The following is a 15,104-nucleotide window of genomic DNA, read 5'->3' on the forward strand; positions in this document are numbered from 1 at the left end:
CTATATGCAACAAGAGGAAAATGAAGTGAAATTGCGATTGTCAAATATTTTTTATTATATTGGTATCTGTGTTTTAGCAATTATTTTTTTAGTGGCCTTAGTAATGGATCCGCTACCAATAAAAATTGCTGGTATTTCACAGAATTTAGGTTTTTCTTTCCGACTGTTAAGTTTGTGCACATTGCTTATATGGTTAGTCATTGTAAAAAAACAACAGCTTCGTTTTCAAACAAGTTGGTATTGGCTAATAATTGTTGGAATTATTTGTCTGCAGTTGTTTTTCGTTCTTAATTTTTTTAGGCCTGTTTATACCGATACAAGCTATATTGTTGATATGGCGGCGAGTCTCAGTCATGGAAGCCATGACTGGCCCTTTTATTTTATTACTTATCCGAATAATTATAATATTACCGTTGTGTGGGCCATTATTTTTAAAGTATTATCATTAGTAGGTATCAATAGTGTTCAACTAGCATACCCTTGGATACAATTAATTGCTCTTGATTTCAGTATTCTGATGTTCTTTTGGGCGATTAAAATTTGGTCGAAAAGTTATGCTAAGTGGCTTCTGCTGTTAGCTTTGGCATATCTGCCAATTTTCATGTATACTATTTTTCCCTATAACGACATTTTTAGTGTTTCTTTACTTTTTCTGTCCATTGGATTTTTTGTTCGGTACTTACTGGCACATTCGTTGAAGCAACAATTTGTGTATGGGCTTCTACTGGCATTTGCTATGGCTGCAGCAGTTACTATTAGACAGAATACAATTGTTATTTTAATTGCTTTGTTGATAACGATTAGCATTCTCAAAAGCATTTCGATTAAGCAAAAGGGTATTTTAATCGGCGTTGTTGTGTTATCTACTTTATTATTCAACTTTGCCTTTAAAACCACACAAAAACATTTTAATTATCATCCACAAAAACAATTGGTGACACCAGCAATCCGTTATATTAACATGTCTTGGAATCCTGCGACTTCAGGAGAAATTGATGGAAATGATGCTTGGCGTTATGCTAATCTTGATAAATCAAAACGGAGTGAATTGTTAACAGATGAATTAAAAAGTCGGTTAAAACAATTAGGACCAGTTGGCATTATCAAGCATGTGATTAAAAAAACTGCTTTTATGTTTTCTATTGGTTTTCCAAAGCAAGACATGGACGGGCTCAGTAGCCATTCAACATCAATTAGTACTACAACGCTGTTTACTTTTTTGTCTAATTTTTTTCAACCAATCTACTTAAGTTATCTCTTATTAGCACTATTGGGCGTTACTTTTAAAGTAAAGAATTATGATGGTATTGAAAAGGCGTTGAGTCTTTTTTCTTCTTTATCAATTACAGGTATTTTTACTTTTCAAATTCTTCTTTGGGAAGTCAGAGATCGCTATGTTTTGCCTATGTTACCATTCTTAATTGTTTTGACCGCATTATTTTTTAAGGGACAAGGGAGAAAGAAGAGTGACGGACAAACTTTTTTTCAAAAGCTGACTGCAATGATTGAAAAGCGAAAATCAGAATTAATAGTGAGCGCTATTGGCATACTCGTCTTACTTGCTTTTGGTTTGTCTTATCAACAGCAGAATCACCAGAAAAAAGGCATTATTGAACAAACTAATGTGCAGTATAGTTCAGGTTACTGGCGTTATGCTGAAGGAAATCAAAGTAGTCGCCTTTTGCAACCTGCCACTACCTATCAAACTGCAACATTTCAATTGAAACATGATGCTAACGATTTAACATTGAATACGAATGACTTGGACCAAGGCGCCATTGATCAATTAAAAGTATTTTTGGTTAATCAATCAAATGGAAAACAACACAAAATTCAGCTAACAGCTACGCAAACACATTACCCAGTTTCACTGACGGAGGGGGCTTATCGATTTGTCGTAAAAAATATTGGGCAAACAGACATCCGCAGTGCACTGTTAGTTAGCCAATTATCAAACCAAATTCAAGGGCCTGCTGTCTTTGCAAATCATCACCAACTTGATAAGGAACGGCTTTATTTCACATTGAGTGAGGTCCAGAAACAGCCACTATTTGCAAAAGACGCACTGCGTTGGCTTTATGCTATCTATGCTATAATTGCACTGATAGCACTCGTAATCTTTTGGAAAATATTGATCACTAACCACCATTTAGAAAATAAAGATTTGGAGCAAATTTGATGAACACAGCAGTTTCTGCAGTTATTGTTACCTATAACCGCTTGCCACTACTAAAAGAAGTGATTAAAAGTTTGCAAGAGCAAACTTGTCCACTCAATCATATCATTGTCGTTGATAATGCTAGTGAACAGGATACAAAGAAATATTTGGAATCATTCGGCAATCAAATTGATTACGTTCGCTTAGAAGAAAACCTCGGTGGTGCAGGTGGATTTAACCGTGGCGTTCGTTATTTCATGGAAAATACCACTGACGATTGCGTTTGGCTTATGGATGATGATACGGTTACTCACCCAGATACCTTGGAAAAGTTACTAACTTTTGCTGATCAGCAACCAAATTTTGGTTTTCTAGCGTCGGATGTCCGTTGGACGGACGGACACAGGGCAAAGATGAATCAACCAGCACCAATGAATCGATTGCATACAATTCCAGAAGACCAGGTTGAGCCAGTGCGATTACAAAACGCAACTTTTGTTTCCTTGCTTGTGAAGCGCAGTGTGGTTCGCAAAATTGGCTTGCCTATTACTGATTTCTTTATTTGGGGCGATGATATCGAATATACGGAACGTGCAGGTCGTGTTGCTCCTGGATACTTTGTCCCATCTGCAAAGGTCACTCACAAAATGGGTGCTAATGTGGGTTCAAGTCTATTAAATGATGGTCCTGCACGGACGCCTCGTTATTTTTATTCTTATCGAAATAAGGGATACTATATTCGCAAGCGTGACTGGTATCGAAAGAACCGTGCTCGTTTGCGTACATTCGCTGAATATTGGCAAATTAAGTTGTCTCATACGGATCGTAAGGCTGAAAAGTTGGCGGTCATGAAAAAAGGAATGAAGGCAGGGCGTCATTTTAACCCTGTTATCGAATTTGCAAAAGAAAAATAAATAGTGTCACTAATTAACGATTGAAACGATGAATTTATTCTGAGCGTTGTAGCAGACAACGATTAGTATTGAGTTAGGTTTAAATCGTTTTTTTTATTAATATTTGAAAAAATTAATGATTTTGTTCATAACTAATAAGTAGTAAATAAAGTGGCAGTGTAAAAGATATTGATTCCGCTCAATGTTATGGGCTGAGTTGTCTGTGTGAGAATAGTAGGATAACTATTGTCAAATAAAACATGAAGTAGGTTACTGACATTGGCAGTGATAATAAATGGCTTGGTAAATATAGATTACATAGAAAAAGATAAAAATAGTAATAGTATCAAATATTATTATAGAATGAATGTAGTACCTTTGGGAGTATAAAAAATGACAAAAAGAATTGAATGGATTGATGTCGCTAAAGCTATCGGTATTGTACTGGTTGTTTATGGGCATGTGATTTTAGGCTTGCATGATAGCGGTATTTGGAAGGCTAGTCAAAATTATGATTGGCAGCACTCAATTATTTATAGTACTCATATGCCATTATTTTTCTTTTTGAGTGGTATTTTTGCAGTTCGGTGGGTTGAGCGCCCCGCTAAAAAGGCAATAGGGCAAAAATTACGAACCTTGATTGTTCCTTATTTTATCTGGGGATTTGTTCAAGCCGTTGTTATGCAAGTTTTTGCTAAAAGTACCAATAACGGCCAAGGACTTGGGAATGCGTTACAGTTGCCATGGATTCCTTATGCACAATTTTGGTTTCTTTATGATCTCTTTTGGATGTTTCTTGTCTACTATTTGATTATCCACGTTTTTCATTGGCCATTCCTGTCATTATTAATTTTTTCGTTCTTATTTTTTGGAATTTCGCCTTTTTTGAATTTTTGGGAGTTTTGGCGGATTGGTTATTATTTTGTGTTTTTCTTACTAGGGACAAAAGTGCTTAGCTTAGGATACTATTTGGATAAAATGAATCCAATTGTTGATTTCATTTTATTTATTTTGTTACAGGTAGCTTATTTCGAGTTAGATTTATCAAAGTTTTGGCATAACGTATTTTCTTTTTTTGTAGCTATGGTTGGCATCTTTGTTATTATCCATCTTGCCAAATATGTTAATCATCGGGCTGTTGATTATATTGGCCAAAAATCTATGGTTATTTATGTTTTGCATATTATGTTTACTGCAGGAAGTCGAATTTTTCTAGCCAAAGTTGGTTTGGATAATCTTTATTTTCAAGGAATAGTTGGGCTATTTTTGGGCATTTTGGGTCCTTTAGTAGTGTACCAAGTAGTTCGTAAGGTGAACCTTGATCGTTACTTGTTTTAAAATTGTCTGTTTCAGTAATAATCAACTGTAGAGCCAGTGTGCTGCAACTGATAATCAAATGTTTTTTTCAGATCCTGATTGAAAATTAATAGGTTAAATGAAAAACTAATTGTTTTCGTTGCAATCATCATGTATGCTACCTAATGTATCTAAATTTGATTGAGGGCGATTATGGAAAAACTAATTGATTTTTATAAAAAGTATGAAGAGACTCTTTTGTATCTCTTTTTCGGCGGAGCGACCTTTGTTGTTTCTGTTGTAACCTATGCGCTCTTTTCTGCAGTGCTACATTGGAACTATACTTTGGCCTATGTGGCTTCTTGGTTCTTGGCAGTATTTTTTGCCTACGTAACAAATCGGATTTGGGTTTTTAAATCAGAAGTGCGCGATTTAGCTGGATTATTTCGTGAAATTTGGCAATTCTATTTAGCGCGAATTGTTACTGGTGTGATTGGTTGGTTGATTCTGATGTTTGGTGTTAATTTGTTACATCAAAATGATCTCGTTTGGAACGGTATTCAAAACATCTTTGTGATTATCTCAAATTATGTTTTAAGCAAGCTTTACATTTTCAAAGAAGTAGAGGAAGTAATTGAAGATAAAATTAATAAATAGTTTGGGAAAAGAGCCTGCAATCGTAGGTTCTTTTTCTTTAATCTGAAAGGTAAACGTTATTTTTAAGATACTTAAATAAGCATTGACCTATAGTAACAATGGCTATATACTCAATACGTCAGTTACATTGATGTTGCAATGCAATTAATGTGTAGGAGATAATACGAATATAAGGAGTCTGCAAGATGTTTAGAAAGAAAAAAATCTTGCTAACTACGACGGCGGTAGCTGTCGTTTTAACACTGGGGGCCACTACTTTTATTGTTAATGCAGTTACGAATCCAACTGACCAAGAACAAGGATTTATAACTAAAAAGAAAAGTAGTTCGGCCCAGTCTTTTAGTCAGAAAAGTGTTGCTTCCACTAGTCAAAAAGAGCAATCGGCTACTAGCAGTGGTAGCAATCAAAGCGCTGCTACTACTAGTTCTAATACCAATAAAGTGGATGCCAATTCTAGCGCAAGTACTAGCTCAAGTGCAGGCACTAACCCAAGTACGAATTCAACTTCGTCCACTGCGACTCCTGTGGTAAGTAATACTCTTACGCAAGACGATTTTCGTTCTAGTGATGATTTGGCTTATCGGATGATTGCTCTCTATGGCTTGGCAAATGGCGATGATCAATGGCAAAAATTGAGTTTGATGCAGTCAAAAGGAATTATTTTGACAAAAATGGCTAACCAGTCCAATCCGACTTTTACTGCGAAGGTTGTTGGTGGTACCGATAGTGACGTTGCTTATTATAAGTACTTGATGAATGATACAAGTTCGGCAAGCCAAAATGGAACAAAGCCAATGTCCTTTAGCCAAAATAATACCACCGATTATCGAGCATCAATTACTGATGTTTTGAACTATGTGAATTCGATTGGTGGTCGTTCAGTAGTACAGAAAATGAAGTTTCAATTGGTTGAAAATTCAAACTAAGCTTTATTAAACAATCAAATAGATAATATCAATTATGAATAGCTTAGATACTCGAGATTGACTAAAAAAATTGGTCAGGTGCTGGTTTATCTATGCAGAAAGCACGGGACAATTTGGTCTCGTGCTTTTTAATTTAGCTGGGGCGCCCTCAGTTCTGTCATAAAGAATTTGACTAGCAATTGTCTGGGCCGCTGAGTGATTTAAAAATTCTAATTTAGGCGCCAGTATGGCAGCCGGTGACCAAATGTCATGTTAAGAATGAATTTGTTTAGAATTGTCGCTAATAAAGATGTAGAATACTACCTAGGTGGTGTTCAACCGGATAAGATTTAGAGAGTAAACGACGTTACAGAGGGGAGAGAGACATGTTATTACCGATAATGATACTAGTATTTGCAATTGGAATTTTTGTGTACGTAATGCTTTTGGTAGGTTATATAGCCTACAAAATTATTTTCTTAATTTTGAAATTAGTTGTGAATGTCATTAGCGATCATTTGTCAATGAGACGACCCAAAAGACGGAACAAAAGGCAGTCGGAAACAGTCGATAATCTTTCGGATTTTTAAAGCTGATGTTTACAATTCACCTTTTCAACGGCTGTTCTGTTGGTTTACAATATGTATGAACGATTTTTGAAAACAACATACGTAACCAATTCAGGAGGAACAAACGCATGGCAAAAGAAGTAACAATTGGTAAGACTGATGTGAAGACAACTAAGCTTGGTTTGGGGACCAACAAGGTTGGTGGTCACAACCTTTTTCCTGGTTTGAAAGATGAAGACGGCTATGCTTTGGTCAAGGAAGCCTTGGATGCAGGGGTCGTCTTGATTGATACTGCCTATATGTATGGGGAAGGCCGGTCTGAGGAAATTATTGGTGATGTTATCCAAGACTACGACCGGTCAAAGATTGTGATTGCCACTAAGGGCGCTCAGGATGCCAGCAATGGTAACAAGCCCAACAACAGTCCAGCATTTTTGAAGCAAGCCGTTGAGGACTCCTTGAAGCGTTTGAAGACCGATTATATCGATATCTTCTACATCCACTTTCCAGATGAAGCAACGCCAAAAGACGAGGCCGTTGCGGCATTGAACGAATTGAAGGAAGCCGGTAAGATTCGGGCAATTGGGGTGTCAAACTTTAGCCTTGAGCAGATTAAAGAGGCCAATAAGAATAACCAGGTTGATATTGTCGAAGATCACTACAGCTTGGTTTACCGTGGGGCCGAAAAGGATGAGTGGGCTTACTTAAAGGAAAATCAGATTTCCTTTGTTCCGTATTTTCCATTGGCATCTGGCCTTTTGACGGGTAAGTACACGAAGGATGACTACGCCAAGTTTGAAAAGCAATACAGCCAGGACCAATTTACTACTATTTTGTCTGCCTTGGACAAAGTTAAGACGATTGCCGCTGGCCATGGCGTAACTGTGGCCCAAACAATCCTGGCTTGGTACATTAAAAACCCTGCCATTGGGGCCGTGATTCCTGGTGCGCGCAATGCTGATCAGGTCAAGGCAAACGTTCAGGCGTTGGCTGTTGACTTGACGCAAGCTGAATATGAACAAATTGATCAGGCATTTGTAGTTTTTAAGTAATTGCTATTAGAAAGTAATGGGCTATCTTTAGTTGTCAAAGTCATGGCTGGCAGTTTTTAATTGGCGAATCAACAATTAGCTCAACAAAAAAATCCCCCAACTCAATTGAGTTGGGGGATTTCGTTTATCAATTTTAATTGATTACTTTACGTACTTAGCCAAACGTGACTTTTGACGTGAAGCCTTGTTCTTCTTAATCAATCCCTTTGATTGGGCGTGATCAATAGCTGATGATACTTGCTTGTACATTTCAGCAGTATCAGCAGATCCGGCCTTGGCAGCCTTCAAGAAGCGCTTAACGGCAGTGCGGTAAGCTGACTTTTGTGGTTCGTTACGATCGTGCTGCTTAGCACTCAAACGAACTCGTTGAATTGATGATTCAATAATTGGCATATGTCCGTCTCCTTAAATTTGATTCTGGTTATTTGTAAGCAAAAGCTTAACGACGCAAACCTAAGCGCTTGATCAATTCACGGTAACGCGTAACGTCAGTACCACGGAGGTAACGGAGCAAGTTACGACGGCGACCGATCTTCTTCAAAAGACCACGTTGTGAATGAAAATCATGCTTGTGCGTTTCCATGTGACCGTTCAATTCGTTGATGTCAGCAGTTAAAACTGCAACTTGAACTTCCACTGAACCAGTATCGCCTTCATGGCGGGCATATTCCTTCATGATTTCGTTCTTACGTTCTTGTGTAAGGGCCATAATCATTTCCACCTTTCTTAAATGTCTCCAAGTGCTGAGAGAAACGACGGTGAGACGTCAATCTAAGGACTTGGACAGTTGTTTTGACAACATGACTAATTATACGGGTTTTTCAAAAAAAATCAAGAATGCTTGACGTGCAAGCAAAAATCAGCTTTGTCATTTTCTTAATTGGCAAGCATTCTGCCATTTAGCAGGGGCAACTAAGGGCTTTTATGGTAGAATAGAACAGTAATTACATCAGAAAGGATAGCCTTGAAAAAGACGGAAAAATCCACTTTTTCAGGCAGGTGACCCCATGGCAACATCAATTTCAAAAGAAGAAGTCGCTCACGTTGCAGACTTGGCCAAACTGAGTTTTTCCGACCAGGAACTTGAGCACTTTACTGGACAACTCCAGGAAATCGTGGCAATGTGCGAGAAGATGGCAGAGGTGGATACAACCAATGTCGAACCAACTTTTTCAGTAACACCGAATGTGAACCATTTACGAGAAGATGTTGCGGATAATTGGCATGAAAAGAGGGCCTTGTTGGACCAAGCACCAGAAGAGGCAGCCGACTTAATTAAGGTACCCGCTATTTTAAACGGGGAGGATGAAGCATAATGACTTTTAATTATTTTGACAAGACCTTAGCCGACTTGAATGCTGATTTGAAAGCTGGCAAAATCACGGCCGAAGAATTGACCAAGGAAACTTTGGCAAACATCCAAGTAACTGATGAAGACTTGCAGGCTTTCGTCCGGATGCACGCAGACGAAGCTTTAGCTAAGGCTCGTGCCGTTGATGAAAAGGGTGATTTTTCAAATCTCTTGGCTGGTATTCCGATGGCCATCAAGGACAATATTGCCACTAATGGTTTGGAAACAACGGGGGCTTCCCACATTTTGTCAGGGTTTAAGCCAGTTTATGATGCAACGGTGACAACCAAGTTGAATGATTCTGGTGCAGTCATCGTTGGTAAGGCCAACATGGACGAATTTGCCATGGGTGGGTCAACTGAAACTTCTTACTACAAGAAAACGAAGAACGCCTGGGACCACACCAAGGTTCCAGGTGGTTCCTCTGGTGGATCGGCTGCTGCTGTTGCCGCTGGTCAGGTTCCTTATGCCCTTGGTTCTGATACTGGTGGATCAATCCGCCAGCCAGCCGCCTTTAATGGCTTGGTGGGAATGAAGCCCACATATGGTCGAGTATCACGTTTTGGTCTCTTCGCCATGGCCTCCTCTTTGGACCAAATTGGTCCATTGACCCGAACCGTTAAGGACAACGCCTTCGTTTTGAATGCCATTTCTGGTTTTGACAAAAAAGATTCTACTTCTGTTGAATTGGAAGTACCTGATTTTGCTGAAAAGATTGGTCAAGACATCAAGGGCATGAAGATTGCCGTGCCGGAAGAATACTTCCAAGAAGGAATTTCAGTTGAAGTTGCCACACAGGTTAAGGCTGCCATTGCTCAATTAGAAGACCTGGGGGCAACTGTTGACACGGTTTCATTGCCACACACACAATATGGGGTTGCTGCTTACTACATCTTGATGTCATCAGAAGCTTCGTCAAACTTGCAGCGTTACGACGGTATCCGTTACGGGTTCCGTGCACCAGACGCTAAGTCACTGGAAGAAGTTTATAAGAACACCCGAACTGCAGGTTTCGGAGATGAAGTCAAGCGCCGGATTATGTTGGGAACATACTCGCTTTCAGCTGGTGCTTACGATGCCTTCTTCAAGAAGGCTGCTCAAATTCGGACATTGATTATCGAAGACTTTAATCAGGTCTTTGCTGACTATGATTTGATTGTTGGTCCAACGACACCAACCCAACCTTATGGCATTGGTGAAGAAATCGGTGACCCAAAGACCATGTACTTGGGCGATGTTTTGACGATTCCAGTGAACTTGGCTGGTTTGCCGGGATTGTCAATCAATGCTGGCTTTAATGGTGGCATGCCAGTAGGCTTGCAATTGATTGGAAAGCCATTTGATGAAGCAACTCTTTACCAAGTTGCTTATGCCTTTGAACAAGTAAATCACTTCTATGACCAACATCCGGTTGTAGCAGGGGAATAAGGAGGAGACAAATGGCAAACGAAAACTTTGAAACAACAATTGGACTTGAAGTTCACGTTGAAATGCAAACGAAATCCAAGCTCTTGTCACCTTCGCCCGTCCACTATGGGGATGCACCGAATGAAAATACCAACGTGATTGATTGGGGTTATCCCGGGGTTTTGCCAGTTGCAAACAAGGGCGCGATTGAATACGGGATGCGGGTGGCTATGGCCTTGCATGCCGAAATTACAGAAGAGATTCGCTGGGACCGGAAAAACTACGTTTATCCGGATAATCCAAAGTCATACCAGACAACTCAAACGCGAACACCGTTAGGTCGTAATGGTTATTTAGACGTTAACATGCCTGATGGTAGCGTGAAGCGAATTGGGATTGAAGAACTCCACGTCGAAGAAGATGCTGGAAAGAATACGCACGGTACTGATGGCTATTCTTACGTTGATTTGAACCGGCAGGGAACACCATTGGTTGAAATCGTGTCGAAGCCTGATTTGTCTTCGCCAGAAGAAGCCTACGCTTATCTGGAACAATTACGCCGAGTGATCTTGTTTACAGGTGTTTCTGAAGCCAAGATGCAAGAAGGACAGATGCGAGCTGACGTTAACGTTTCATTGCGTCCACGAGGATCAAAGACCTATGGAACGCGAGTTGAAATGAAGAACATTAACTCTTTCCACTATGTTCAATCTGCTTTGGAATTTGAAGAACGCCGTCAGGCACAGGTTATTCGTTCTGGTGGCAAGGTTCGCCAGGAAACTCGTCGTTACGATGAGCCAACCAAGTCAACGCTTTTGATGCGGGTCAAGGAGGTGGCGGATGATTACCGTTACTTCCCAGAACCTGATTTGTCACCAATTCATATTGATCAAGCTTGGATTGACCGCGTTCAAGCTGAACTGCCAAAGTCAGCTGGCGACCGGCAAGTGTCCTATGTCCAAGACCTTGGTTTGGAACAATACGATGCCGAAGTTTTGACACAAACGTTGGCAATGGCGAACTTCTTTGACGCCACTGTCAATGCTGGGGCCGAATCAAAATCAGCTGCAAAGCGTGTTGCCAACTACTTAATCGGTGACGTGAACGCCTACTTGAACAAGAACCAGATTGAATTGCAGGATACTGATTTGACGCCTGAAAACTTGGCTGGCATGGTGAGGTTGATTGAAGACGGTACCATTTCAACTAAGCAAGCCAAGAAGGTCTTTGAGGCCATCATGGAAGGGAAAGAACCAGAAGCCTACGCGAAGGCGGAAGGTTTGGTTCAGATTTCGGACCCAGCCGTTTTGACACCAATGATCAATGAAGTCTTGGATGACAATCCACAGTCAATCGAAGACTTTAAGGGTGGTAAGGACCGGGCAACGGGCTTCTTGATTGGTCAATTGATGAAGAAGTCCAAGGGTCAGGCTAACCCTGGTGTCTTGAATAAACTTTTGTTAGCCGAATTGAACAAGCGCTAACCAATAATCAAGCAGTAATTGTCGGTTGACCAAAGTAGTTGGTCAGGTTACTGTCATAAAAGCACCGCTTTGCGGGCTTTTGTACATATACTTTAGGAGGAAGTCGAGGCTTTACTGATTTGAGGAATGGTCGGGAAGCTTCGCAGGTGAGCCATGAAACGAGCACGAATTATTTATAACCCCAGTTCGGGTCGGGAAACAGCGAAACGCGAAATGCTAGACATTATCCGGGTGTATGAAGAGGCGGGGTACGAAACATCGACCTATGCGACTACTCCAGAACCTTTTTCAGCCCAAAAGGAAGCAACTCGAGCCGCCTTTGAGGGCTTTGATTTGATTGTGGCTGCTGGTGGAGACGGCACAATTAACGAAGTTGTTAATGGGATTGCGCCTTTGAAGCGTCGGCCGAAAATGGCAATCATTCCCGCCGGCACAACCAATGATTACGCCCGCGCCCTGAAGGTTTCCCGTGATGATCCATTGGAAGCTGCCAAGGTAATTTTGAAGGGGCAGACGATTAAAATGGACATTGGTCGAATTTCGACTTGCGGTGGCTTAGTGGAAGCGGACGGGCAGATTTTGGCCCCAGCTGATGCCCGCTACTTCATGAACATTGCTGCTTTAGGTACGCTTTCGGAAGTGACCTATGCCGTACCATCCGTGATGAAGTCACTTTATGGCTACTTGGCCTATCTTGTTAAGGGAGCTGAGTTATTGACCCGGTTGGAACCGGTTCGGGCCAAGGTAGTTTATGATGATGGCGAGTATGATGGGGATATTTCGATGATTTTCTTGGCCCTAACGAATTCGGTTGGCGGCTTTGAATCCATCGTGCCCGATGCTAAATTAGATGACGGTCAGTTTACGTTACTGATTGTAAAGGCCGCTAACTTGTGGCAGATTACGCAGTTGGCTGCTCAAGTTTTGAATGGTTCTCACGTTAATAACCCACAGCTAATTTATAAAAAAACGTCAAAGGTTGAAATCACACCGCTATCAGATGACCATCCAATCAAGGTCAACCTTGATGGCGAGTATGGTGGAGATGCCCCAATGACTTTTGAAAACTTAAAACAACATATTGAATTCGTTGCAGATTTGTCAGCGATTGATGTTGATGCAACGAACGCCAAGATTCAAGAAGAGTTTGTCGAGCAGGTCGAGGCTCTTGAGGCGACCCAGCACGAACCTAAAGCAAATGAGAAGGAAAAGAACTAAGCATGGCTAAAGCCAACCGCACAATTAAACAGGCCGCTCCAATCCATAAAAATGAAGTCATCACTGCTTCGGTGACCGATTTAACCTATCAAGGTCTGGGCGTAGCGAAAGTGGATGGGTTTCCGCTCTTTGTAACTAATGCGCTGCCAGGTGAAAAGGCCAACATTTTGGTGACAAAGGTCCTAAAAAATTACGGTTTTGCCCGTGTACAACGGTTGTTGGAAAAATCAGCGGACCGAGTTGAGTTGACGGATCAGTTGGCCTTAACGACAGGGATTGCGCCATTAGCCAGCTTAGCTTATCCGGCTCAGTTGGCTTGGAAAAAGTCTCAGGTACAGCAATTATTTAAGAAGGCCCGACTTGACGTGGAAGTGGCCGATACAATTGGGATGGCCGATCCAACCCATTATCGTAATAAGGCACAAGTACCGGCCAGAATGCTGAATGGTCGTCTAGAAACCGGTTTTTTCCGTCGTGGGTCGCATAAGTTGATTCCGACCGATTCCTTTTACATTCAAGATCCCGCCGTGGATGAAGCTATTCGTGTGACCCGGGATGTCTTACAAGAGTTTGGTATTTCTGCTTACGACGAAGAAGAGGGCCGTGGTGTCATCCGTCACGTCATGGCTCGCATTGGAAAAGCGACTGGTGAATTAATGATCGTTTTGGTGACGAAAACCAAGAAGTTACCAGAAGCCGGGGCAATTGTAGCCGCACTAAAGGCTCGTTTACCAAAGCTTAAATCGGTCATTCAAAATGTCAATCAGTCCCAAACAAACGTGATTATGGGTTATCAAAATCAGGTATTGTGGGGAAAGCCAGCCATTGAAGATATTTTGCTAGGCAAGAAATACCTGATTGGCCCTAATTCTTTCTATCAGGTTAATCCCGAAACAACAGCTAAGCTTTACCAATTGGCCAAGGAAAAGGCCGAATTGAAAAAGACGGATACCGTGATTGATGCCTATTGTGGTATCGGGACAATTGCGTTGACGGTGGCCAACGATGTTTCTGAGGTCTACGGAGTCGAATTAGTCGAAGCGGCCATCGATGATGCCAAAGAAAACGCCCGCATTAACCAAGTTACCAATAGTCATTTTGTTGCGGCTGATGCGCCAAGTCAGATGCTCCAGTGGGCTGAAGAGGGCCTAAAGGCGGATGTTGTCTTTGTTGATCCACCGCGGAAAGGCTTAACAACTGATTTTATTGAGGCTGTTAGTACAATCAGCCCAAAGCGCCTGGTGTATGTTTCATGTAATCCGGCGACAATGGTGCGTGATCTTAAGGAGTTGGTAGATCATGGTTATGCCCTTGAGGGTCCTATCCAACCGGTCGACCAGTTCCCACAAACAACTCATGTTGAAGCAGTGGCAGTGCTGACAAAATAAGCCTAGTTGTCAGTTTGACAGGTAGGCTTTTCTTGTTTCGAATAACTTTTAGGATGAGGTATCACTCTATGGCAACAGATCAAATTATTTTTCGTCCAGCAACAGCAGCTGATGCGGCCGAATTATTAGCTATTTATTCACCCTACATTCGTGAAACGGCGATTACCTTTGAGTACGAGGTGCCCACGGTTGCTGAATTTCAAGCACGCATTGAAAAGACGTTGAAGACACACCCATACATCGTGGCCGTTTTAGATGACGTGATTTTGGGCTATGCCTATACAAGTCCGATGGGCTCTCGTCAAGCCTATGCCTGGTCGGTTGAAACCTCCATTTATATTCGCCAGGATGAGCGCCATCATGGTTTGGGTAAGCGCCTTTACAAAATGATTGAGCAAATTTCGCGTGATCAAAACATTATCAATGTTAATGCCTGCATTGCGGTGCCAAAAATCGATGATGAACATTTGACAACAAATAGTCGTGATTTTCATGAGCATTTGGGTTACCGCTACGTTGGCGCCTTTGACCGGATTGGCTATAAGTTTGATACTTGGTACGACTTAGTTTGGATGCAAAAGGCGGTTGTGGATTATCCGGCTGAGCCCAAGCCAGTGGTCAGCTTTGCTGATTTATTAAAAGAGGGTTATCAACTTACCGAATAAAAAAGTCTTTTGTCAATCTGACTCGTCAAATGGCAGTGAAAGGCAAGAAAAACGGTAACAT

14 protein-coding genes are annotated in these 15,104 nt (G+C 41.2%); 12 read left to right on the forward strand and 2 right to left on the reverse strand.

The annotated features are described in order from the left end of the window. Nucleotides 1-4: 4 nt before the first annotated feature. The 6 genes from M3M36_RS06225 to M3M36_RS06250 all read left to right on the forward strand — a co-directional run bounded on the left by M3M36_RS06225 (nt 5) and on the right by M3M36_RS06250 (nt 7,530). Entirely contained in the window at nt 5-2,179 is a 2,175-nt protein-coding gene (locus tag M3M36_RS06225) for a hypothetical protein (RefSeq protein ID WP_252773716.1), read from the forward strand. After that, nucleotides 2,179-3,072 (forward strand): glycosyltransferase family 2 protein, encoded by an 894-nt coding sequence (locus tag M3M36_RS06230; protein WP_252773717.1) that lies wholly within the window; start codon nt 2,179-2,181, stop codon nt 3,070-3,072. The genes M3M36_RS06225 and M3M36_RS06230 overlap by 1 nt, the downstream gene beginning before the upstream one ends. A gap of 372 nt (nt 3,073-3,444) precedes the next feature. Then, nucleotides 3,445-4,389: an acyltransferase family protein gene (locus M3M36_RS06235; protein ID WP_252773718.1), complete on the forward strand. Its 945-nt coding sequence runs from the start codon at nt 3,445-3,447 to the stop codon at nt 4,387-4,389. 171 nt (nt 4,390-4,560) lie between these two features. After that, nucleotides 4,561-5,004 carry a GtrA family protein gene (locus M3M36_RS06240; RefSeq protein WP_252773719.1) on the forward strand — a complete coding sequence of 148 codons (444 nt, stop codon included), beginning with the start codon at nt 4,561-4,563 and terminating at the stop codon, nt 5,002-5,004. 185 nt (nt 5,005-5,189) lie between these two features. Further along, a complete protein-coding gene (locus M3M36_RS06245) occupies nt 5,190-5,930 on the forward strand; it encodes a hypothetical protein (RefSeq protein WP_252773720.1) in 741 nt (246 codons plus the stop codon). 676 nt (nt 5,931-6,606) lie between these two features. After that, a complete protein-coding gene (locus tag M3M36_RS06250) occupies nt 6,607-7,530 on the forward strand; it encodes an aldo/keto reductase (RefSeq protein WP_252773721.1) in 924 nt (307 codons plus the stop codon). Nucleotides 7,531-7,671: 141 nt separating this feature from the next. Here the strand turns inward: M3M36_RS06250 and rpsT are convergent, their stop codons facing one another. Together rpsT and rpsO are read right to left on the reverse strand one after the other, a co-directional pair. Further along, nucleotides 7,672-7,923: a 30S ribosomal protein S20 gene (gene rpsT / locus M3M36_RS06255; protein ID WP_047974211.1), complete on the reverse strand. Its 252-nt coding sequence runs from the start codon at nt 7,921-7,923 to the stop codon at nt 7,672-7,674. A gap of 46 nt (nt 7,924-7,969) precedes the next feature. Beyond that, a complete protein-coding gene (rpsO, locus tag M3M36_RS06260) occupies nt 7,970-8,239 on the reverse strand; it encodes a 30S ribosomal protein S15 (RefSeq protein WP_047974261.1) in 270 nt (89 codons plus the stop codon). A 298-nt stretch (nt 8,240-8,537) separates the two neighbouring features. On the opposite strand from rpsO, the gene gatC reads away from it, so the two are divergent. The 6 genes from gatC (at nt 8,538) to M3M36_RS06290 (ending at nt 15,043) form a co-directional block, all read left to right on the forward strand. Further along, nucleotides 8,538-8,846, forward strand: a complete 309-nt coding sequence (gene gatC / locus M3M36_RS06265; protein WP_252773722.1) for an Asp-tRNA(Asn)/Glu-tRNA(Gln) amidotransferase subunit GatC — start codon at nt 8,538-8,540, stop codon at nt 8,844-8,846. Continuing rightward, nucleotides 8,846-10,309 (forward strand): Asp-tRNA(Asn)/Glu-tRNA(Gln) amidotransferase subunit GatA, encoded by a 1,464-nt coding sequence (gatA, locus tag M3M36_RS06270; protein ID WP_252773723.1) that lies wholly within the window; start codon nt 8,846-8,848, stop codon nt 10,307-10,309. The genes gatC and gatA overlap by 1 nt, the downstream gene beginning before the upstream one ends. An 11-nt stretch (nt 10,310-10,320) precedes the next feature. Next, nucleotides 10,321-11,772 carry an Asp-tRNA(Asn)/Glu-tRNA(Gln) amidotransferase subunit GatB gene (gatB, locus tag M3M36_RS06275; RefSeq protein WP_252773724.1) on the forward strand — a complete coding sequence of 484 codons (1,452 nt, stop codon included), beginning with the start codon at nt 10,321-10,323 and terminating at the stop codon, nt 11,770-11,772. Nucleotides 11,773-11,925: 153 nt separating this feature from the next. Beyond that, entirely contained in the window at nt 11,926-12,990 is a 1,065-nt protein-coding gene (locus M3M36_RS06280) for a diacylglycerol kinase family lipid kinase (protein WP_252773725.1), read from the forward strand. A gap of 2 nt (nt 12,991-12,992) precedes the next feature. Further along, the gene (gene rlmD / locus M3M36_RS06285; RefSeq protein ID WP_252773726.1) at nt 12,993-14,378 is read left to right on the forward strand and encodes a 23S rRNA (uracil(1939)-C(5))-methyltransferase RlmD; all 1,386 of its coding nucleotides are present in this window, start codon (nt 12,993-12,995) and stop codon (nt 14,376-14,378) included. Between the two features lie 68 nt (nt 14,379-14,446). Further along, on the forward strand, nt 14,447-15,043 hold the full coding sequence (locus M3M36_RS06290; RefSeq protein ID WP_252773727.1) for a GNAT family N-acetyltransferase: 597 nt from the start codon (nt 14,447-14,449) through the stop codon (nt 15,041-15,043). Nucleotides 15,044-15,104: the final 61 nt, after the last annotated feature.

The organism is Fructobacillus americanaquae, assembly GCF_024029775.1.
GTDB classification, from domain to species: domain Bacteria; phylum Bacillota; class Bacilli; order Lactobacillales; family Lactobacillaceae; genus Fructobacillus; species Fructobacillus americanaquae.